Source organism: Pedobacter sp. TM02 (genome assembly GCF_059705275.1).
The window spans coordinates 2,239,154-2,257,536 of sequence record NZ_AP046530.1 but is presented as its reverse complement, the minus strand read 5'-3'; the positions used below and the strand labels follow the sequence as shown (position 1 = coordinate 2,257,536).

Genomic DNA, 18,383 nt, shown 5'->3' with positions numbered 1-18,383 from the left:
TTTGCAATTTTATAAACATTCCAACAACCGCAAAACAACTGCTGGCCAATACTGTTTTAGTTAAAACAAATTCAAGATGGAAGAGAAACGCAACAACGCTACGTCGCAACGACCGGCCGGAGCCCGTACCCTCGATGCAGGAATCATTCCCATAAACCTGCCCAAGTACATTGGCTTGATCAAAACAGAAGAAGCCTACACCAAAAACAAGAAAAATGCCATTACGGTATTCAAGTCAGACCAGGTTACCATTACCCTTATTGCCCTGCAACAGGATGAAACCATCAGGCCAGGAAGCGAAGAGGGAGAAGCCGTCATGAGTTTGCAGGTGATAGATGGTCAACTGGCTTTCGAAAGCATGGGTACCGATGTTAAGCTGCAAACCGGCGAACTGCTTACCTTGCACCAGCAATTGTCGTTTAAGGCAAGGGCCACAAACGACTGTATATGCCTTTTAACTATGGTTAAATAGCCTTTTTGATATTTTTTTTAAATTTTTCCAAAATCGGCATAAAGTGCTAAAGGGTTGCCAATCAGTAGTTTTGCTTTAAAAAGTGCCCTGCAGTGGCCGTAAGCGCCATATTATAAAGCCAAAGCATGCTTGTTTCTTTAGTTTAAATGATATATTTGAAACCAAATTAAAATTATTACAATGGAAAAATTCTCAAAAGTTAAAGAAGTAATTGCTGCTATCGAAGCAGACGCAGAAAAATTTTATAACGCAGGAAATGCAGCAGCTGGTACTCGTGTACGTAAAGCAATGCAAGACCTAAAAGTATTGGCTCAAGAGATCCGTACTGAAGTAACTGAGAAAAAAAACGCAGCTAAATAAGCCTCAGTGCACAAATTCTATAAAAGACCCTGCCTTTGCAGGGTCTTTTTTTTGCGTCGCCTATAGAGACGATTTTGCTTGTTTCAACAAATTCGTATTTTAGTTGTTGCCAAAATGCAACGTCATGATTTCCGTAGAAGTAAGCTATACCGTAAAACCAGAATTCGTAGCGCGAAACAAACAAAATATCAGTTTGTTCCTGGCCGATTTTAGAGCATTGACCCATCTCAATTTTCTCTACCAGGTGTATATCAAAGAAGATGGCGTTACGTTTTTCCACCTATCTATGTACGAAAACGAAGAAGTGCAGCAGCAAATTCTTCAAGTACCCTCGTTTTTAAATTTTCAGAAAGAACGCGATGAGAGCGAGCTCGAAAAAGCACCCCGTTTTGATCAGCTGAGCCTGATCGGATCATCTTTGAGGCTGATTTAACCGAACAAATTTGGGAGCTATGACTTAACCAAGGCCGAATATTCAAATCTTTTAGCGTTTTGATGACAAACTTAACCTTTGTTGAACCTTATGTTTGTTGAGTATTGACCATTATTCAAGAACCGCAGCATGAAAGCAATTGTATTAACCCAGCCCGGTGGCGTAGAAAACCTTCAGTTAACCACAGTCGAAAAACCAAAAGTGGCCAGAGATGGCGTGCTGATCAGGGTAAAAGCCATCAGCATTAACCCAGTAGATTGGAAAACACGGAAGGGCACTGGAGTTTATGGCCGCTTAAAAGAGTTGAACCCATTGATTATTGGTTGGGATGTAAGTGGTGTAGTAGAAAGTGTAGGCGAGGATGTGGTGGCATTTAAGCCTGGCGACGAAGTTTTCGGGATGATCAATTTCCCAGGCCATGGCCAAGCCTATGCCGAATATGTAGCCGCACCAGCCCATCATTTGGCGCTAAAGCCGGCAAATATTAGTCATGAAGAGGCCGCCGCCGCTACTTTGGCCGCTTTAACTGCCTGGCAGGTATTGGTTACCTATGGCAATGTACAGGCTGGCCAAAAAGTATTGATCCATGCAGCCGCTGGTGGTGTTGGCCATTATGGCGTACAGATAGCCAAATATCTGGGCGCCAATGTTATTGGTACCTCTTCCGCAGCCAAAAAATCAATGGTAATGGATTTGGGTGCCGATGAGCATATCGATTATACAACCCAAAAATTTGAAGAGCTGGTTCAAGATGCCGATCTGGTTTTCGATACTGTAGGTGGCGAAAACTTTGTGAGGTCTTTAGATGCTGTTAAGCCTCATGGATGGGTTATCTCCATTCCATCGGGCATGTCGGGCGATATCGAAGCACAGGCCAAAGCCAAAGGCGTCAATGCAAGGGCAATGCTGGTAGAAAGCAATGGAAAAGACATGCAGATCCTGGCCGGACTATTGGCCAACGGAAAAATGAAATCGCTGATCAATTCGGTTTATCCTTTCGAGCAGATGGGAGCGGCCCATACCGAACTGGAACAGGGAAAAGCCACCGGAAAGATTATTGTTAAGTTATAATAGCCATTTTCAGTTCAGGAGCTGCCAAACCACTTAACCGCCTTATGCGAGTGAACGCCATGTTTTCATTTTTTAACTTGTGATTGCGTATATTCGGGTTGGCTATTAAACTTGCCTATGAAAATTAGTCAGCCCATTCCCAACCCCAAAATTGCCGACTATGTAGAACGTATTTTGGTGATGGAGGATTTTCAGGTCGTCAATCCGTTTGTGCTGCCACTTTATGCCAATGGCTCGCCAACCCTGCTGTTTCAAACGGCAAAGGGACAGATTAAAAATAGCAGCAACAACCTAACCCTGTTTGGACAAACCGTTTTTCCCGAAAACCTGCTGATTAAAGACGATTTTACGCTGATTGCCTATTTTTTCAAGCCTTTTGCCTTGTATGCCTTGTTTGGAGTCTCGGCGCAGGAACTCACCGACAATCCGATCGACCTAAACCTGTTGTCTCCAGCAAAAGCATACGGGTTTGAAGAACGTTTGCTCAATGCCCAATCTGTAGCAGCTAGGATGGCTTTATTGGACGATTATGTATACAACCTCATCATCAAAACCAAGGTCGATTGCGAGTTGATCAAATATGCAACCTTATCCATTGCCGGCAATTCGGCTAAGGATGCGCTTGTAAAGGTTCAAAAGGAATTGTACGTTACCGAACGTACTTTTCAGCGTCTATTCGAACGTAATATCGGGTTGCCACCTAATCTTTTCAGGCGTATCTGCCAGTTCAATGCCGCTTTTCAGCAACTCAACAACCGCAACTTTAACAAACTAACCGATGTGGCCCTAGGCAATGGTTACGCTGATCAGAGCCATTTTATCAGAAGCTTTAAGGAATTTACGCACATTACGCCAAAAGCATACCTGAACTTCGGGAGTGAGGATTAAAGCAAGATTGTCGGGTTTGTTCTATTTTTGCATGGTTTCGCTGCCTTTCTTTGTGGTAGAAATTTAAAACTCAAAACAATGAAAAATCAAATTTACCCTTGCCTTTGGTTTGATGGTCAGGCCCAGGCAGCTGCCAAATTCTACTGTACTGTTTTTAAGGATTCGAAAATTACCGCCGATAACCAAATGGTGGTTACCTTCGAATTGAACGGCAAGCGCTTTATGGGCCTCAATGGCGGTCCTCAGTTTAAATTCAATGAAGCGGTTTCCTTTGTTATCGATTGTGAAACACAGGATGAAATTGATTATTATTGGCAAAAGCTCACAGCAGATGGCGGAAGCGAAGGCCAATGTGGCTGGCTTAAAGACAAATTTGGTGTGTCTTGGCAAGTAGTGCCTACCATTTTGCCCAAATTGCTGAGCGATCCAGCAAAGGCGCAAAACGTATTGCAGGCCTACATGAAAATGAAAAAGTTTGATATCGAGGCCTTGCAAAATGCCTAATACAAAAAGCCCGGCCTATTTAAGGCCGGGCTTTTTGATAGGTTTGTAAAGAAGCCATTAATTTTTTCTGATTAAGGAATCTTTCAGCCATTAAACCATACTACTTTGTATTAGGCTGAGCGTGTTTCTTGTAAATGGCATCGAAGTCCAGCTCTACAGCTTTCAGCTCGTATATAGCTGGAATAACTATCTTGCCATTGCGGTCTATAAATCCATAAGTATCGCTGATTGACTTGACCATTGCTAGGTTTGCATTGTATTTTCCAAATTTTTGAATCTTGGCATATATTGCAGGAACTACAGCTTTTCCCTTACGGTCAATAAAACCATAAGTGCCACTAACCGTTTTGACCAAGGCCCAATCCTTATTGTATTGATTGTAGGCGTATATTTTCTGGTAGCTGCTTTGCGCGAAAGCCATCAAAGTGATGAGCAAAAATGAAAAAAGAAGGGTTAATCGTTTCATTATTTTTTGATTTGAATCAATTGACATTTGGTCTAGTCAACGTTGATAAAATTAAGCAAATAATACTTTTATATCGGCTATTTTTGATAAAAACGATATAAGATAATTTTTTAACTATTGAATGATGAAAAAGGTAATTTTGGATTTAGCTGTAACTTTGGATGGATTTATTGAAGGGCCGAATGGGGAAATAGACTGGTGTATCATGGACGATGATATGGACTTTGAAGGCTTCCTTTCGGGCATAGATACCATCTTTTATGGAAGGGTGAGCTACGAGGCCTGGGGTAATTTTAATCCGGAGGCCGATGCCAGCAAGGCTGAACAAAAACTGTGGCAAGATGTGCATTCAAAGCAAAAGTTTGTCTTCTCAAAAAAGGCCTCTAACGATGGAAAAGCAACCATTGTCCATACAGATATTGCTGGTAAAGTGGCCGAAATCAAGGCCCAGGGCGGAAAAGATATTTGGCTGTATGGCGGTGCGCAATTAATCAAAACATTCATAGATTTAAAGCTGGTAGATGTTTATCGGATCGCTGTGCATCCCATAGCTTTGGGTGATGGCAAACCTTTGTTCGAAGACCTGAAAGAAAGGGTAAAGCTGAAACTGATCAAAACCAATGTTTTTAGGTCTGGAGTGGTACAGCTTATTTACGAACCTATTTAATTTTAAAGGTTTTATAATCAGTTTGTTATGTAGGTGTTTTGTTTGGCTCGGCAAGTTATGCTTACAGCCAATATTTCGGGCTAATGATAAAATTTTATTTTTTATCCCCCCCCCTGATTTTAAATACGAATGTCAATAATTGTTTATTTATATATCAAGATTAAACATCATGACAGAGTTGCTTACAGTTTTAACCATTGCCACTTTGGCCACCATTAGTCCGGGGCCAGATTTTGTAGTTGTAACCCGCAATAGTTTATTGCATAGCCACAGCGTGGGCATGTACACAGCCACAGGCATTGCTTTGGCCGTATTGATCCATGTGGCCTATACCATTTTAGGAATTGGCTATCTCATTTCGCAGTCTGTTTTGCTTTTTACCATCCTCAAAACCATTGGTGCCTTATACCTGATCTATATCGGCATCAAAATGAGCTGGACAAAGAGAAAAGCAATTGCTCCAGGTGGCGAAAAAGCAGTTGTTCAGTCTTTATCGCCTGCAAAAGCGCTGCGCCAAGGTTTTATCTGTAATGTAACCAACCCTAAAACAACTATTTTTATTGTGAGTATTTTTGTCCAATTGGTTAGCCCTGCAACGCCTTTATGGCAGCAGCTGCTTTATGGGTTGGCCATTGCGTTTATCCACTTGATTTGGTTTGGCATCCTGGCCTTTGGTTTTGCCAGCATGGCTAAATATCCACGGTTCGACAAGCTAAAATCAGGTTTCGAAAAAGTGGCAGGCGTGGTTATGATAGGCTTGGGACTTAAATTGCTGTTATCTGGCAATCGCTAACAAACAATTGGATGCCTGATCGGAACGTTAAAAAAATATCGCTAGAAATGTTCTAAAAGCTTACTTTTACTTCAAGGCTTGGCAGCCAACAGCAATTTTAGATGGCCTGCCTAGCTCTTGTTAAAAGAACAGGCCTTTTTTAGGCTAAAAAGATATGGAAAGAACCAATGCTAGGCTTCAGGAACTGATTGAACTTTATTTGCAGCAAACCATTACTGAAGCAGACAAAATCGAGTTATGGGACTATATCGACGATCCGGTATTTGAAGCAGAAATAAAGCATTCGCTTTCCGAAGCGTTCTACCAAGTAGCACCTGTCGAGCTTACGGCCCTGCAACAACAACAGGCGCTTAACCATATCTTTCAGCCTGAGTCTGTAGCGAGCCGACAGATACAAAGACAACCCCAGCTTAAACGCCTGTGGACAAGAATTGGAATAGTTGCAACCATAGCCATGGTATTAGGGCTCGGCCTTTATTTCTACCAAAAGAAAACCGCACTTTCGTTGGCCGACCAAGTAGCACGCAGCGGCATAAATACTGGTGGATACAAGGCATTTCTAACGCTGGCCAACAACAAACGTATTGCGCTAAGTGAAAGCCAAACCGGAATTATGCTGCAAGAAAACAAACTGTTGTACAGTAACGGAACATCACTTTCAGGTATCAATCCCGCCGATTTGGGGCAGGAATATACATTGAGTACCCCTAAGGGCGGTACTTATCAGCTCGTTTTGCCCGATGGCACAAAGGTTTGGCTCAATGCTTCTTCTTCCATCAGGTTCCCTGCAACGTTTAATGGAGATAGGAGGGTAGAATTTAGCGGAGAGGGCTATTTTGAGGTAGCTAAAGCTGAAAAACATAGCTTCGTGGTCAACAGCCGTTCGCAAAGCGTAGAAGTACTGGGTACGCATTTCAACATCCAAAACTACCAGGACGAAACAATGGCAAAAACTACGCTGCTAGAGGGAAAAGTAAAGGTGGCATTGGCCTATAATGGCCAGTCTTTAACCAGGTTGCTCAAGCCAGGCGAACAGGCGGCCATAGCGGGAAACCAGCTAAAGGTATATAGCGTGGATGTTGAAGATGTAGTGGCCTGGAGAGACGGCTATTTTAACTTTAACAACGAAACTATTGCCCAAATTATGGCCAAGTTGGCCAAATGGTACGATGTAAAAATAGATTTTGTAGATCCGCCGTCGGAGGAAACATTTACCGGTCAGATTTCAAGGACAAAAAAATTGGATGAAGTACTGACTATCCTTGCTAAAGCCAAGCCAATCAAGTTCGAAATCAAAGGCAGAACAATCCAGGTAAGCCGTTAATTTCTAATCAGCCGTATTTTTTCCATTTATGGTTGGCAACCCAAAAAAATCGGTTATCTTGTAACTGGAATATGTGGGTTAATCCAGGCAATTCTTATTAACGGTAAATTAGTTTTTTGTCTTATATGAAGCAACAAAAAATACTGTTAATCATCCTATTTACATTATTATTCAAGGTTTGCTATGCCCAAAAAGTTACGCTTAATGAGCGCAATTTGGCATTGGAAAAAGTACTTCGTAAAATGCGCCAGCAAACTGGCGTAGGCTTTCTTTTTACCGAAAATGCGTTAAAAACGGCCGTTCCGGTTACCATTGAAGTGAAAGACCGCGATTTAAGGGAAACCCTCAACCTGATTTTCGAAAATCAGCCACTTCAATATGAATTTGAGAACAACTCGATTGTGGTTTCGGTAAAGCAAAAAAGTCTGTTAGGCAAAATCGTTGCCTATTTTAAAGGAATAGACGTCAAGGGCCGTGTGCTCGATGAAGAAGGCAAGCCCTTGGAAGGAGCGACAATTAGCCTGTTGCCTGCCGGAACAGAAAAGGAAAGCAAGCTACGCAAGGTACTGACTACGACACTTGCCGATGGCAGTTTTCAAATAAAGGGCCTGGCCGACAGTACATCGCTGTACATTACTTATGTAGGCTACGAGCCATTGACGGTGAGGGTTGCCGAAAACCTGGCCGACTTAAAGCTGGTCCTTTCCGGCAATTTAAAAGAAGTGGAGGTCAATACGGGCTATCAAACGCTTACACGCGAGAGAAGTGCCGGCTCGTTTGCTACCCCAAACTTGGAGCTGATGGCTGCACGTACATCTTCCATGAATGTGTTGCAAAGGCTCGATGGCTTGGTAGCAGGTATGGTCGTCAATAATTCGCCAGCGGCCAACAAAGAGGGCAATACCATTTTGGTTCGTGGCTTATCAACGCTTAACGCCAACCGGTCGCCATTGATTGTGGTTGATGGTCTGGCCATGGATATTGGCAATATTTCGGCTATCAATCCGCAAGACGTAGCGAACATTACGGTGCTTAAGGATGCTACGGCCGCATCGATTTGGGGCTCGCGAGCGGCCAATGGGGTTATTGTAATCACCACCAAGAAAGGAGATGCCGGCAAAACCAAGGTCAGTTATAATTTCTTTGTGAATTTTCAGGGCAGGCCACAATACGATTATTTTCCGGTACTCAGCAGTACGCAGTACATACAGGCTTCGAGAGAAACCTTCGACCCGGTGTATTGGCCCTACAGCAATGCCACGGTGTATCGCCAACCCACCGTAACTATTGGCATTTCGCCCGATAGGCAGATTCTCTATGATATGAACAGGGGAGTGCTCAGTGCAGCGCAGGGCAATGCCAAGTTGGATAGCCTTTCCAGAATCAGCAATGTAGCCCAAATGGGTGATGTTTGGTATCGTCCAGCCATCTTAATGAACCACAGCCTCGCTGTTGCAGGGGGCACCGAAAGGCACACATTTTACAACTCCCTTGCCTACACCAATACCCAAAGCTATACACCCGGCGAAAGCAACCAGGCTTTTAAAATCAATACCCGGCAGGATTTCGGGATTGGCAAGCGTTTAAAGCTTTACCTGATAGCCGACCTTAATTATCAGTTAGCCGCTACCGCCAATTTTAAGGCTGTCGACAATCGTTTTCTGCCCTATCAGCTGTTTCAAGATGCCAACGGCAATGCCCTTGCTATGCCTTATCTCGGCTATTTGAGCGAAGCGCAACGGCCATCGATTGAAAGCCAGAGCAAGCTTGGCCTCAATTATAATCCCTTGCAGGATGCGCAAAGCGGCTTTAGCAAAGGCAACGATTTTAAGGGAAGGTTTAATGCCGGCCTAGACATGGAGCTTATTAAAGGGCTGCATTTCGAAGGTCTTTACGGCTATATTAAAGGTATAGGAAATTACAGGAGATACCTTGATCAAAGCAATTACCAGCAAAGGATAAATACGGTTAATTTTGCAGTAGCAAACAGTGACGGTTCGGTTAGCTATAACTTGCCTAATTTTGGTGGCCAATACACCAGTAGCCGCATTGATTTGCAGAACTGGGTGATTAGGAACCAATTGAATTATAGCCACGGTTGGAATAAGGAACAGCACCAGCTAACTGTTTTGCTGGGCAACGAATTGCAGGAGCAGCTTACCTTGAATACCACAAGTACTGTTTTGGGCTATAACCCGAGCCTGCAGACTTATGCCATGGTCGATTACCAGACCCTAAGTTCTACTGGCGTGAAAAATCCTATATTGAGCAAAGGCTTAAGCGGATCTGTTTTAGATCCTAACATGTATTTCTCAGAATTTGAAAGCGTGCCGCGTACCAGGTACTTTTCCTATTATGCCAATGCAGGTTATGTTTTTAAAGGCAAATATATTGTAAATGCCAGCTGGCGAAACGACCAAAGCAATTTGTTTGGGTCAGACCGTACTGCGCAACAAAGACCTGTATGGAGTGCCGGCCTGAAATGGAACATCGGCGCCGAATCTTGGCTAGCGACCCACAATTGGATCAGTACTTTGTTGCTCAGGGCCACCTATGGCATTACTGGAAATGCGCCTAAGCCAGGCTATTCGTCTTCAAAAGATGTATTTGCAACAAAGGTGTTGAGCAATGCGCCAGGTGGACAGGCGCTGGTTTTATCTACCTTGGGCAACCCCAAACTTACTTGGGAACGTACAGCAAACTACAACTTGGGGATTGATTTTGGCTTGCTGCAACACCGTATTTCAGGAACGTTTGATTACTATGTCAAAAAAACAAGCGGTATGTTAGGCAGGATGCCAATAAACCCAATTGTGGGCGCCGACGCCATCAATGGCAATATAGGCCGAATGAACAACAGGGGCATAGAGCTTACGCTCAATGCAACCCATATCATAGGAAGGGATTTTGCTTGGCATAGCAGCTTGGTTATATCCTACAACAAGAATAAGGTACTGAATGCTGGCGCTTTGCTTATCCCGATTACTACGGGTACGCAACAAGTAAGTTCATTATATACCATTGGCCAATCGGCCTCTGCCATCTATGGCTACAACTATGCCGGATTGGATCAGCTTGGCGATCCGCTGGTTAGGTTGGCCAATGGCGCACTAACCAAGAGAAATATAGATGTATTGCCGGAAGATGTTTTGTATATGGGCAGCATACAGCCGATTTGGAATGGTGGCTTGGCCAACATGTTCAGGTACAGGAATTTTTCGCTCAATCTTAACTTGGCCTACAACTTTGGCGATGTCATGTACAGGGACATGAACCAAGTATTTACTGGAGCGGGTTTTATTTCGCAGCAAAACCTCCAAGCTGGCAACCTCCATGCAGAATTTGCCAATCGCTGGAAACAGCCTGGCGACGAGTCCTTTACCAATATTCCGGCTTTTATTGCCAATAGCAACCTCTCTTCAAGCCGGCGCTTTACCGATTTTTATACCAGAGGCAACCTAAATGTAGTGAGCGCGGCTTATGTAAAGCTAAGAGAGCTTGCCTTATCCTATCAGGTACCCGAAAGAATAGTTAGAAAAATGAAAATAGGCGGATTGAATCTGAAGGCCCAATTGTCCAACGTAATGCTCTGGAAAGCCAATAAATACGGAATAGATCCCGAATTTCAGGATGCAAGGCTCGCGTCCTCGAGTCAAATGCCCTCCAATCAGAATACCATCGCTTTTGGCGTTTCACTAAATCTCTAACCATGGACATGAACTGCTTAAAATACCATAAAATAATTTGCTTGCTGTGTTGTGGCCTGTTGTTTGCCGCCTGTAAGAAAAAGTTCTTGGATATTGATCCGAAGGGCTATCTTATTGCCCAAAAAACGGCAGATTACGACCTTATCCTCAATGATGTAGGTACATTATCAGAAATTACCAGCGTTTCTACTGTATCGATGTCCGACGAAGTTGCAGCCTCAGCTTCATATTTCGAATCGGATACCAGGCTAACCCATCAAAATGCCTTTAAATGGGCAGATGATATTTATCCTGCCGATGCAATCAGGTCAGAGTTTACTATGTTTAGCCAACAGCTCTACCTCTACAACAAAGTAATCAACGAAGTGCTCGATTCTGAAGGGGGGGATTTGACGCAGCAGAAAATGCTGAGAGCCGAAGCGCTTGCTGGCAGGGCTTATGTGTATTGGATGCTGGTTAATTTATATGGCAAGCCCTATCAGTCTGAAACCGCTGCTTCGGATTTGGGTGTGCCTTTGCTCACAATAGCCGATGCTACCCAAACCAAATTTACACGGGCGACCGTACAGCAGGCCTATGACCAGATTTTGGCCGATTTGAACGAAGCCCTTCCAGACCTTCCCGTTAAGATTACAAACAGGGTAAGAATGACCAGGGCAGCAGGTGAGGCCCTATTGGGAAAGGTCTATGTGTTTATGGGCAAATTTGACCTGGCATTACCATTGTTGGATAAAGCAATCACAGGGCTGCAGCAAACAAGTATTGACCTGGGACTCTACGATTTTAACAAGGAACTGCTTGCAGGAGGAATCTGGTACCCCATCAATTCCTTTACAGGACCGCCTAGGACAGACGCGTTTAAAGACAAGGAAATACTTTATTTGAAGCGGGCTACCAATCAGTACTATTACCTGCTATCGGCTTTGGTCTTAAATCCGCAAACAATTTCCTTGTTCAGCCCGAACGACCAACGCCTTAAGTTTTTTAGTCCCTATCCGCTGGCAGCTACTAAGCCTTATCCCCTGGGCATGAGGCGCGCTTATGGCAAGGGCTATAGCAATATGGGCATTGGGGTGGCAGATATATACTTATTACGGGCCGAATGCAGGTCGCGCATGGGCGATACAGGTACGGCAGCAACAGAGCTATTGGCCTTTAGAAAAAACAGAATGCCAGCTTCGGAAGCGCTTATCCCATTTTCGGCAACAAGCAACAAGGTAGCGCTAACCAAATTTATCCTGGAAGAACGCATTCGCGAGTTTGCAGTGGATGGACAGCGTTGGTTCGATATGCGCAGGCTGGTTGCCGATCCCGAATATGCGACTACGGTGGGCAAATCCCATCTGGTTTACGATGACAACGGCAGGGTAGTAGCAAGCTATGTGCTAAAGCCCGAAAGGTTTACGCTGAGGCTGCCCTTATATATTTTGGCAGCCAATCCAGCTATGCCCCAAAACCCTTAGGGATTAACTCATATTTGGAGCGCGGCATTGAAAAGGATGGAATAAAAAATAAGCTTCGTTTCTGGTTAATCTTAGGTATGCCTGATCTTTTTATTAACTTTAGCCGTAAGCTCCCTATATAAGACTTAAACATGCTTTTTATAAAGAAATCCAACAAATGGCGGTCGAACAGCTGTTAAATGAAAGAGAAATATTGCTTCAAATAGCTGATGGGAGCCAAGCGGCTTTTGCGCAGCTGTTTAAGCATTATCACAGATACGTGTTTGCATTTGCCAAGAAAATTACGCATTCTCAAGAACTGGCTGGAGAAATTGTGCAGGACATCTTTTTAAAGCTATGGCTAAAAAGAGAGACCCTTGGGACAATTGAAAATTTTGGCGCTTACCTGAACCGTACCGTACGCAATACTTCCTTTAATGTTTTGAGGCAACTGGCACATCATGCGAAACTCAACCTAAAGCTCAGCCTGGCCCAAACAGAGCTTGAAGAAAGCACCAACAAGGAACTCGACTATAGAGAAACCAAGCGCTTGCTTAGCGATGCCCTCGATACGCTGTCGGCACAGCAAAGAACGGTTTATCGTCTTTGCCACCAGGAAGGCCTAAAATATGCCGAAGCAGCCGAGAAAATGAATATATCTCCTCAAACGGTTCACGAATACATGAAGCTGGCTTTAAAAAAAATACGGTTTCATTTCAAAAAGAACGGCGCCGGCTATCAGATCCTTATAGCCGTGTTGTTTAAATTCTCCTTATTACTGGTATTGGCTGGTTATCTGTTTGGTAGCTAGTTTTTTTATTATTTTTTTATTGTATCCCCCATCGGGATCGTATTGCAGTGTCATACTACTTAAGGCAGCGTAATGTTACGTACAAATGCACAATCCGTTATGGATTGTGGCACCTGTAACCAAGTAAAACTTTGGGTGGGATAAAATGCCGGCTGGCAATGCTTAAGCAGGGCAACGTTCGGACATTTTGCATGGTTATGCCTTAATTATAGCATTGTGAAATGAATGTATTATTGGCAGATCAGCACCAAACCATCCGTGTAGGATTAAGGTCATTATTATATAACATGTGGCCAAGTGCAAGTATAAAGGAGGCCACAGGTATAGACGAAGTAGTAGCACTTATCAGCAGTGGAGGTTTTAACCTGGCCATTATCGACATTTCCTTGCCAGGAGGCGAAAAATTGGAAGAACTGATTGGTTTTTTGGCGCTTGAAACTTCCATCGTGGTTTTTTCTGACAATGAAGCAGACGTTAACCGTATACAGAAGATGCTTTTGGCTGGAGCTGTTCAGTTCCTGCCCCCAAGAACATCACTTCTTGAAATCAGAAACCGTTTGGAAATGCTTTTTATTTAGAATAAACACTTCAATAGCTTGAGTAACGTAAAGTAATTAATGCTTAACACAAGTCCCTGTTCAGAGTTGTGTTCATAAGCCAGGTCGTATTGCCTTAAATCTGATGCTCTCTTTTTGTTAATTTAAGTAGGGTACGGGAAGCTAGCCTCCCGTACCCATTTTTTAGCAGTAACCCGTAGCCTTGCTTTGGTTTCGCCGTAATGGATTTACGGAATGCAGGCGCCTGCTGGCAGATTGCTGGATTCTATAAAGCTGAAAATAAAATAAAGTTAACTATATAGTTGACTTTATTTTTGTATGTTTGCCTTTCAGAAAAACAGCAAATGGAAGCAGATATTATCAAAGACATGGGCTACAAGGCCCTCGACAGCCGGTTGAAAAGAATAAGCGATCGCATGTCGCACGACGTTAGGCGGTTTTACAAAGAGCTCGGTATCGATATTGAACCCAATTGGTACCTGATATTTATGCTTTTGCAGGAAATGGGAGAGGTTCCGATTACGGCTATTGCCGAACCTCTGGGCTATACCCATCCATCGGTGGCCATTATCGTTAAAAAGATGGCCGATAAAGGCTATTTGCAACTGAAAAAAGACAGTATCGACAAACGGAAACAAATGGTTTCCCTTTCAGCTAAAGCCTTGAATATGATGCCCCAATTGTTGAAGATTTGGGACAGCTGCGAAAGAGCCATCCTCAAAATGCTCAATAACGATTTGGCCATCCTCGGTTATCTCGATGGTATAGACCTGGCATTAAAAACCAGCTCTTTTCAGCAAAGGTTTAAGCAGGAATACCTTAATTCGACTATTTAATGAAAACATTTGTTTTAATGAACCTCTTGCTGTTTGCCGGTCTGATGGCCGGTGCAGTAGAAACCAAGGTAATGGTAAGGGCAAAAGGCAGGGATGCCAAATTTATTGGGAGTTCGCTCGGTGGTGCTTATGTGATCATCAGAAACAAGGTTAACCAACAGATTTTGGCCGAAGGAAAAACAAGCGGAAGCACCGGAAATACCGACTTGATTATGAAAGTACCGAAAACAAGGGGCCTTTCTATCGCCGATGCGCAAACTGCTGGTTTCCTGGCCAAAATAGATATTGATGAACCAACTTTTGTAAGCATAGAAGTAATTTCGCCCTTTAACCAAAAACAGGCCCAGGCCAAAGTGAGCACCGAATTATGGCTGCTTCCCGGAAAAGACATATTGGGCGATGGCATTGTGCTCGAAATCCCAGGCTTCATCATTGATATCTTAAAGCCGCGTACCCATCAGTACATCGCCTTAAATTCGGTTAAAGATCGGCCTTTTCAGTTTCAGGCCAACGTGGTGATGATGTGTGGTTGTGTAGTAGAAAAAGGAGGGGTATGGAATTCGGAAGAGATGGAAGTAAGAGGCATTCTTAAAAAAGACGGAAAATACTTAGGGGAGGTTAAGCTGTCACTGGTTTCAACCAACCTTTTCGAAGGCGATGTAAAACTGACGGTAGCCGGAAATTACGAACTGATTCTGTATGCCTACCATGAAAAATCAGGAAATACGGGTATTGATAAGGTAAACTATGTGGTTTATGAATAAGGCAACTGGGTGGCGCTGCAGACTTCAAGGCTTATTTTTCTTGGGTTGTTTGGTTCTTTTGATGTCTTGCATGGTTGCAAAAACACCTGATCCCAATATTGCGCAAAATAACCCGGCAACAGATTCGGTTGAGGTGATTATAGGCCAGGAAGTGGCCAAACTGATGAAGCAACCTGGCTACACTGCGGTTTCCGGGGTAATCTATTTCAAGGGTAAAGCATATCATTTCCATTTTGGCCAGTTGCAAAATGGCAAGAAGCCAAACAATCATACGCTGTATGAAATAGGTTCCATTACAAAAACCTATACGGGCCTGTTGCTTGCACAAGCGGTTAACGACCACAAAATCGGCCTCGACGACGATGTAAGGACTTATCTTGATGGCCAATATCCAAACCTGGTTTTAAGTGGCGGACGGCCAATTACCTTTCGTCATTTGATAACCCATACTTCGGGACTCCCATTGCACAACAATTGTTACGATGGCATGGCCACGGTAGCCGAACAGATAGACTGTTTTAAGAACCTAACGGAAAGCGATTTTTTTGTGGCGCTTAAAAACGTAAAGCTGGTAGACAATTCGGGCATGAACTATCATTATTCAGGCGTAGGTACCCAATTGGTCGGCTATATTTTGGAGCATGTATACCAATTGTCGTTTCAGGAATTGTTCCAAAACTATATTTTCTCGCGTTCTGGAGAAAAAGAGACCTTCTCCGAAGTGGCCTACGCTAAAAATGCCAACCTGTCTATTGGTAAAGACAGCGTGGGTAGGCCAATGCCCCTAATCAATGGCTTTTATAAATATTCGGGTGGCATGAAATCTTCCACAAACGCCATGCTTGCCTATATGAAAATGTATTTGGAAAGCAACGACAAGGCGGTTATGCAGAGCATGGAACGCTTGGCGGGTACGGCACAATACGGAAGGGCCTATGCCTGGAACACCTACCATTACGATAAGGCCATGAAAATGCTCTACCATAATGGGGGCAGCTTCGGACATTCTTCATGGATAGCGCTCTATCCCAATCAGAAAGTTGGGATATTCATCGTAACCAATGTGGTAACGGCCGATTCGCAAGGCAAGCTAAACGAATTGTCGAACAGCATAATTGATCGGATTGGGATTGCAGGTCGTTAGCCCTTAGTTCAAAAAAAGGCAAATCAGTGTCTTCAATGACCTTTTACTCGGTATAACTTTCTGTAGCGCGTGGTTCGCATAAATTTCTCAACGATTGCTCTTGGTCAAATCTGTTCACAGTGCAGCTACATCCATTGGTTCCTGTCTGGTTGTTTAGCTATTGATGGGCGCTGACGACATAAATTCTTATGGCAAGGAATATCTGGTTTCTCCAGAGAATCAATTGCTTATCCTGACCTTGTATTTTTTAGGTGCTATTTTTCAGAAAATCAAGGATGGGAGTGCATCAAATGAAAAAAGCCACTCTTTTGGAGTAGCTTTAAGCGAACCGGATGGTTTTTTTATGTGATCCCGCTGGGACTCGAACCCAGGACCACTACATTAAAAGTGTAATGCTCTACCAACTGAGCTACGGAATCATTCCTTTTGTTTAAGGAGGGGCAAATATAGAAATTAAAACAAAACCCTCCAACTATTTTTCATAAAAATACGAAATCAGTTGATTGTGAGCACAATAATCTACGGATTGCTTAGGGTTTTCTTGGCTAAAATATAGCCCTGTGCATCATAAATCACCAATAAAGCTTCGGCTTTAGGTTCAATGGGCAATTTTACCTTTTCGCTTTTCTCCAGTAATCGGGTAAAATAGGGAATGTGTCCATAAAAATCCGTTGCTGTTTTTTGCTCTTTGGCATAAAATAGGGCTACCTGTATAGGAACTCCGAATGTGTTTTGGTAGGCAATGCCGTGCGGTTCAACAGGTCTTTGCTGGTTGTTAAGTAGGTAGAAATCAACGGCTCCGTATTTCTTGTTGTCGGTTAAATCGCTTTGGCTGAGCAAAGTGTAGGTTGAAGGACTATATTTTCGGTAAAGGTTAAGGTGCGTTTGGCTAATGGTAAGCGGATCGATATGGTATTTTTCCTTGAAAACGGTGGCCATCCACTTTTTGCCCCAGGCAGTGGGTTTTTCTAATAAATGGTCTATTCCCACCAATACCAAGACCTTGGCTTTGGGGTCGATGGCCAAAGTGCGCCTGTACAGCTGGTCGGCTTGGCCAATTTCGCGGTCCATTTTATCGTCGGTATTCTCATAGGCCACCAGCTTGAAACCAAGTTTTATCGCTTCGCGCAACAGATTGCCATAATTTTGCTCGCGCGTATAAAATCCGGTATTTAAGGTCGGGAATGCACCCTGATTATTCAATAGGCTGTCGTTGGGAGCTTCCAAGGCTTCGAGCGCCAAATAGGTATAGCCAAGTGATTTTAACCGGGGAAGCAGTTCGGTAACCAATAAACGGTGCTGTGGGTAGTAATGGTTTTCGTTGATCATGAGTACCTGCGCCTGTTGCGCTTCGGCAAGCATACGGTCGATGGCCTCGTTGTTAGGCACACCGTGTGCTTTTATGTTGTTCACAACCGTGTCGTTGGGCTTAAAATTAGATTCCTGCAGGCCAATTAAATAATCGTATTGCTGATTGGGCAACAAAAAAGAAGCATAGGTGAGCTGCAGCTGCAGTTCGAGGCTATTGCCCTGTTTTTGAGGTATTGGAAACTGCTCTATTTCGCTTAACGTTTTGTAGAACTGGTTCTGGTTCATCGATGACGAAACGATATCCATCGCCGAACCGGTGCCTAATTTGTAGTCTGCTCCCGATTTTAACGATTTGACCATTGCTTTTAGATCAGCTTCCATGGGTTTAACTGCTCTTGTACTGTCGGTTCTAGCCATGAAATGAAGCTGGTAACCGTTAAGCAGGGTATCTATTATTTTGTAGTTGCCTGGCTGTACAGGTTCTTTAGCTGGGCCAACAGATACTGCAAGCTGATAAGGAGGTGTTGAGGTTGTGCCCAGCAGTAGTATTTCGTTAGTGGTTTTGAATCGGCTTTGCTGCCAAGCAACTCTAAACGATTTTTTATCGGTGCTGTACTTGATATCGGCAGGCGAGGTGAGGTGCAGTTGCAGGCTATCGTTTAGGATATGAGTGTTGAAACTGCGTTGATAGCGGTTGTAGGCATAGTTTTTCTGCAGCTTGGGCGAGCAGGAAAAGAGGAGTAGAGATAAAATAAAGCCGATAATTGAGACTTTATGTTTTAGCAAATAAGGCATAGACATGATCCAAGTAATTAAACTACGAATTTAGTTGA

Annotated in this window: 19 protein-coding genes and 1 tRNA gene; 17 read left to right on the top strand and 3 right to left on the bottom strand. The window is 43.5% G+C overall.

Features of this window, described 5'->3' with window-relative positions; translation table 11 throughout:
- Positions 1 to 76: 76 nt before the first annotated feature.
- The 6 genes from AC6H1S_RS09470 to AC6H1S_RS09445 all read left to right on the top strand — a co-directional run bounded on the left by AC6H1S_RS09470 (position 77) and on the right by AC6H1S_RS09445 (position 3,728).
- Positions 77 to 472, top strand: coding sequence for a cupin domain-containing protein (locus AC6H1S_RS09470; RefSeq protein ID WP_497563427.1), 396 nt, complete (start codon positions 77 to 79; stop codon positions 470 to 472).
- Between the two features lie 180 nt (positions 473 to 652).
- Positions 653 to 832, top strand: coding sequence for a BF3379 family histone-like protein (locus AC6H1S_RS09465; protein ID WP_199140781.1), 180 nt, complete (start codon positions 653 to 655; stop codon positions 830 to 832).
- Positions 833 to 956: 124 nt separating this feature from the next.
- Positions 957 to 1,265 carry a hypothetical protein gene (locus AC6H1S_RS09460; RefSeq protein ID WP_199140782.1) on the top strand — a complete coding sequence of 103 codons (309 nt, stop codon included), beginning with the start codon at positions 957 to 959 and terminating at the stop codon, positions 1,263 to 1,265.
- 129 nt (positions 1,266 to 1,394) lie between these two features.
- On the top strand, positions 1,395 to 2,336 hold the full coding sequence (locus AC6H1S_RS09455; RefSeq protein ID WP_497563426.1) for an NADP-dependent oxidoreductase: 942 nt from the start codon (positions 1,395 to 1,397) through the stop codon (positions 2,334 to 2,336).
- Between the two features lie 117 nt (positions 2,337 to 2,453).
- Positions 2,454 to 3,224, top strand: coding sequence for a helix-turn-helix domain-containing protein (locus AC6H1S_RS09450; protein ID WP_497563425.1), 771 nt, complete (start codon positions 2,454 to 2,456; stop codon positions 3,222 to 3,224).
- Between the two features lie 78 nt (positions 3,225 to 3,302).
- The gene (locus AC6H1S_RS09445) at positions 3,303 to 3,728 is read left to right on the top strand and encodes a VOC family protein (protein ID WP_497563424.1); all 426 of its coding nucleotides are present in this window, start codon (positions 3,303 to 3,305) and stop codon (positions 3,726 to 3,728) included.
- Positions 3,729 to 3,828: 100 nt separating this feature from the next.
- On the opposite strand, the gene AC6H1S_RS09440 is transcribed toward AC6H1S_RS09445, so the two are convergent.
- On the bottom strand, positions 3,829 to 4,194 hold the full coding sequence (locus AC6H1S_RS09440) for a WG repeat-containing protein (protein ID WP_497563423.1): 366 nt from the start codon (positions 4,192 to 4,194) through the stop codon (positions 3,829 to 3,831).
- Positions 4,195 to 4,315: 121 nt separating this feature from the next.
- Between AC6H1S_RS09440 and AC6H1S_RS09435 the strand changes: the two genes are divergently transcribed.
- The 11 genes from AC6H1S_RS09435 (at position 4,316) to AC6H1S_RS09385 (ending at position 16,588) form a co-directional block, all read left to right on the top strand.
- Positions 4,316 to 4,861: a dihydrofolate reductase family protein gene (locus AC6H1S_RS09435; RefSeq protein WP_497563422.1), complete on the top strand. Its 546-nt coding sequence runs from the start codon at positions 4,316 to 4,318 to the stop codon at positions 4,859 to 4,861.
- Positions 4,862 to 5,030: 169 nt separating this feature from the next.
- Entirely contained in the window at positions 5,031 to 5,654 is a 624-nt protein-coding gene (locus AC6H1S_RS09430; protein ID WP_497563421.1) for a LysE family translocator, read from the top strand.
- A gap of 154 nt (positions 5,655 to 5,808) precedes the next feature.
- Entirely contained in the window at positions 5,809 to 6,978 is a 1,170-nt protein-coding gene (locus AC6H1S_RS09425; protein WP_497563420.1) for a FecR family protein, read from the top strand.
- Positions 6,979 to 7,103: 125 nt separating this feature from the next.
- A complete protein-coding gene (locus AC6H1S_RS09420) occupies positions 7,104 to 10,685 on the top strand; it encodes a SusC/RagA family TonB-linked outer membrane protein (RefSeq protein WP_497563419.1) in 3,582 nt (1,193 codons plus the stop codon).
- An 8-nt stretch (positions 10,686 to 10,693) separates the two neighbouring features.
- Entirely contained in the window at positions 10,694 to 12,148 is a 1,455-nt protein-coding gene (locus AC6H1S_RS09415; RefSeq protein ID WP_497563418.1) for a RagB/SusD family nutrient uptake outer membrane protein, read from the top strand.
- Between the two features lie 157 nt (positions 12,149 to 12,305).
- Complete coding sequence (locus AC6H1S_RS09410; protein WP_199141681.1) at positions 12,306 to 12,938, top strand: RNA polymerase sigma-70 factor; 633 nt, start codon at positions 12,306 to 12,308, stop codon at positions 12,936 to 12,938.
- 221 nt (positions 12,939 to 13,159) lie between these two features.
- Positions 13,160 to 13,516 carry a response regulator gene (locus AC6H1S_RS09405; RefSeq protein WP_199141680.1) on the top strand — a complete coding sequence of 119 codons (357 nt, stop codon included), beginning with the start codon at positions 13,160 to 13,162 and terminating at the stop codon, positions 13,514 to 13,516.
- Between the two features lie 323 nt (positions 13,517 to 13,839).
- Positions 13,840 to 14,331 (top strand): MarR family winged helix-turn-helix transcriptional regulator, encoded by a 492-nt coding sequence (locus AC6H1S_RS09400; RefSeq protein ID WP_199141679.1) that lies wholly within the window; start codon positions 13,840 to 13,842, stop codon positions 14,329 to 14,331.
- On the top strand, positions 14,331 to 15,095 hold the full coding sequence (locus AC6H1S_RS09395; protein ID WP_497563417.1) for a hypothetical protein: 765 nt from the start codon (positions 14,331 to 14,333) through the stop codon (positions 15,093 to 15,095). The genes AC6H1S_RS09400 and AC6H1S_RS09395 overlap by 1 nt, the downstream gene beginning before the upstream one ends.
- A 70-nt stretch (positions 15,096 to 15,165) precedes the next feature.
- Positions 15,166 to 16,239, top strand: a complete 1,074-nt coding sequence (locus AC6H1S_RS09390; RefSeq protein ID WP_497563416.1) for a serine hydrolase domain-containing protein — start codon at positions 15,166 to 15,168, stop codon at positions 16,237 to 16,239.
- Between the two features lie 163 nt (positions 16,240 to 16,402).
- The gene (locus AC6H1S_RS09385; RefSeq protein WP_497563415.1) at positions 16,403 to 16,588 is read left to right on the top strand and encodes a hypothetical protein; all 186 of its coding nucleotides are present in this window, start codon (positions 16,403 to 16,405) and stop codon (positions 16,586 to 16,588) included.
- Here the strand turns inward: AC6H1S_RS09385 and AC6H1S_RS09380 are convergent.
- Together AC6H1S_RS09380 and AC6H1S_RS09375 are read right to left on the bottom strand one after the other, a co-directional pair.
- Positions 16,586 to 16,658: transfer RNA gene (locus AC6H1S_RS09380), tRNA-Lys, on the bottom strand. The genes AC6H1S_RS09385 and AC6H1S_RS09380 overlap by 3 nt on opposite strands.
- Before the next feature lie 100 nt (positions 16,659 to 16,758).
- Entirely contained in the window at positions 16,759 to 18,351 is a 1,593-nt protein-coding gene (locus AC6H1S_RS09375) for a hypothetical protein (RefSeq protein ID WP_497563414.1), read from the bottom strand.
- Positions 18,352 to 18,383 lie beyond the last annotated feature (32 nt).

Bases quoted from the DNA above. Each gene is read 5' to 3' on its own strand.
- AC6H1S_RS09470 (WP_497563427.1), top strand. From the start codon at position 77: ATGGAAGAGAAACGCAACAACGCTACGTCGCAACGACCGGCCGGAGCC.
- AC6H1S_RS09465 (WP_199140781.1), top strand. From the start codon at position 653: ATGGAAAAATTCTCAAAAGTTAAAGAAGTAATTGCTGCTATCGAAGCA.
- AC6H1S_RS09460 (WP_199140782.1), top strand. From the start codon at position 957: ATGATTTCCGTAGAAGTAAGCTATACCGTAAAACCAGAATTCGTAGCG.
- AC6H1S_RS09455 (WP_497563426.1), top strand. From the start codon at position 1,395: ATGAAAGCAATTGTATTAACCCAGCCCGGTGGCGTAGAAAACCTTCAG.
- AC6H1S_RS09450 (WP_497563425.1), top strand. From the start codon at position 2,454: ATGAAAATTAGTCAGCCCATTCCCAACCCCAAAATTGCCGACTATGTA.
- AC6H1S_RS09445 (WP_497563424.1), top strand. From the start codon at position 3,303: ATGAAAAATCAAATTTACCCTTGCCTTTGGTTTGATGGTCAGGCCCAG.
- AC6H1S_RS09440 (WP_497563423.1), bottom strand. From the start codon at position 4,194: ATGAAACGATTAACCCTTCTTTTTTCATTTTTGCTCATCACTTTGATG.
- AC6H1S_RS09435 (WP_497563422.1), top strand. From the start codon at position 4,316: ATGATGAAAAAGGTAATTTTGGATTTAGCTGTAACTTTGGATGGATTT.
- AC6H1S_RS09430 (WP_497563421.1), top strand. From the start codon at position 5,031: ATGACAGAGTTGCTTACAGTTTTAACCATTGCCACTTTGGCCACCATT.
- AC6H1S_RS09425 (WP_497563420.1), top strand. From the start codon at position 5,809: ATGGAAAGAACCAATGCTAGGCTTCAGGAACTGATTGAACTTTATTTG.
- AC6H1S_RS09420 (WP_497563419.1), top strand. From the start codon at position 7,104: ATGAAGCAACAAAAAATACTGTTAATCATCCTATTTACATTATTATTC.
- AC6H1S_RS09415 (WP_497563418.1), top strand. From the start codon at position 10,694: ATGAACTGCTTAAAATACCATAAAATAATTTGCTTGCTGTGTTGTGGC.
- AC6H1S_RS09410 (WP_199141681.1), top strand. From the start codon at position 12,306: ATGGCGGTCGAACAGCTGTTAAATGAAAGAGAAATATTGCTTCAAATA.
- AC6H1S_RS09405 (WP_199141680.1), top strand. From the start codon at position 13,160: ATGAATGTATTATTGGCAGATCAGCACCAAACCATCCGTGTAGGATTA.
- AC6H1S_RS09400 (WP_199141679.1), top strand. From the start codon at position 13,840: ATGGAAGCAGATATTATCAAAGACATGGGCTACAAGGCCCTCGACAGC.
- AC6H1S_RS09395 (WP_497563417.1), top strand. From the start codon at position 14,331: ATGAAAACATTTGTTTTAATGAACCTCTTGCTGTTTGCCGGTCTGATG.
- AC6H1S_RS09390 (WP_497563416.1), top strand. From the start codon at position 15,166: ATGGTTGCAAAAACACCTGATCCCAATATTGCGCAAAATAACCCGGCA.
- AC6H1S_RS09385 (WP_497563415.1), top strand. From the start codon at position 16,403: ATGGGCGCTGACGACATAAATTCTTATGGCAAGGAATATCTGGTTTCT.
- AC6H1S_RS09375 (WP_497563414.1), bottom strand. From the start codon at position 18,351: ATGTCTATGCCTTATTTGCTAAAACATAAAGTCTCAATTATCGGCTTT.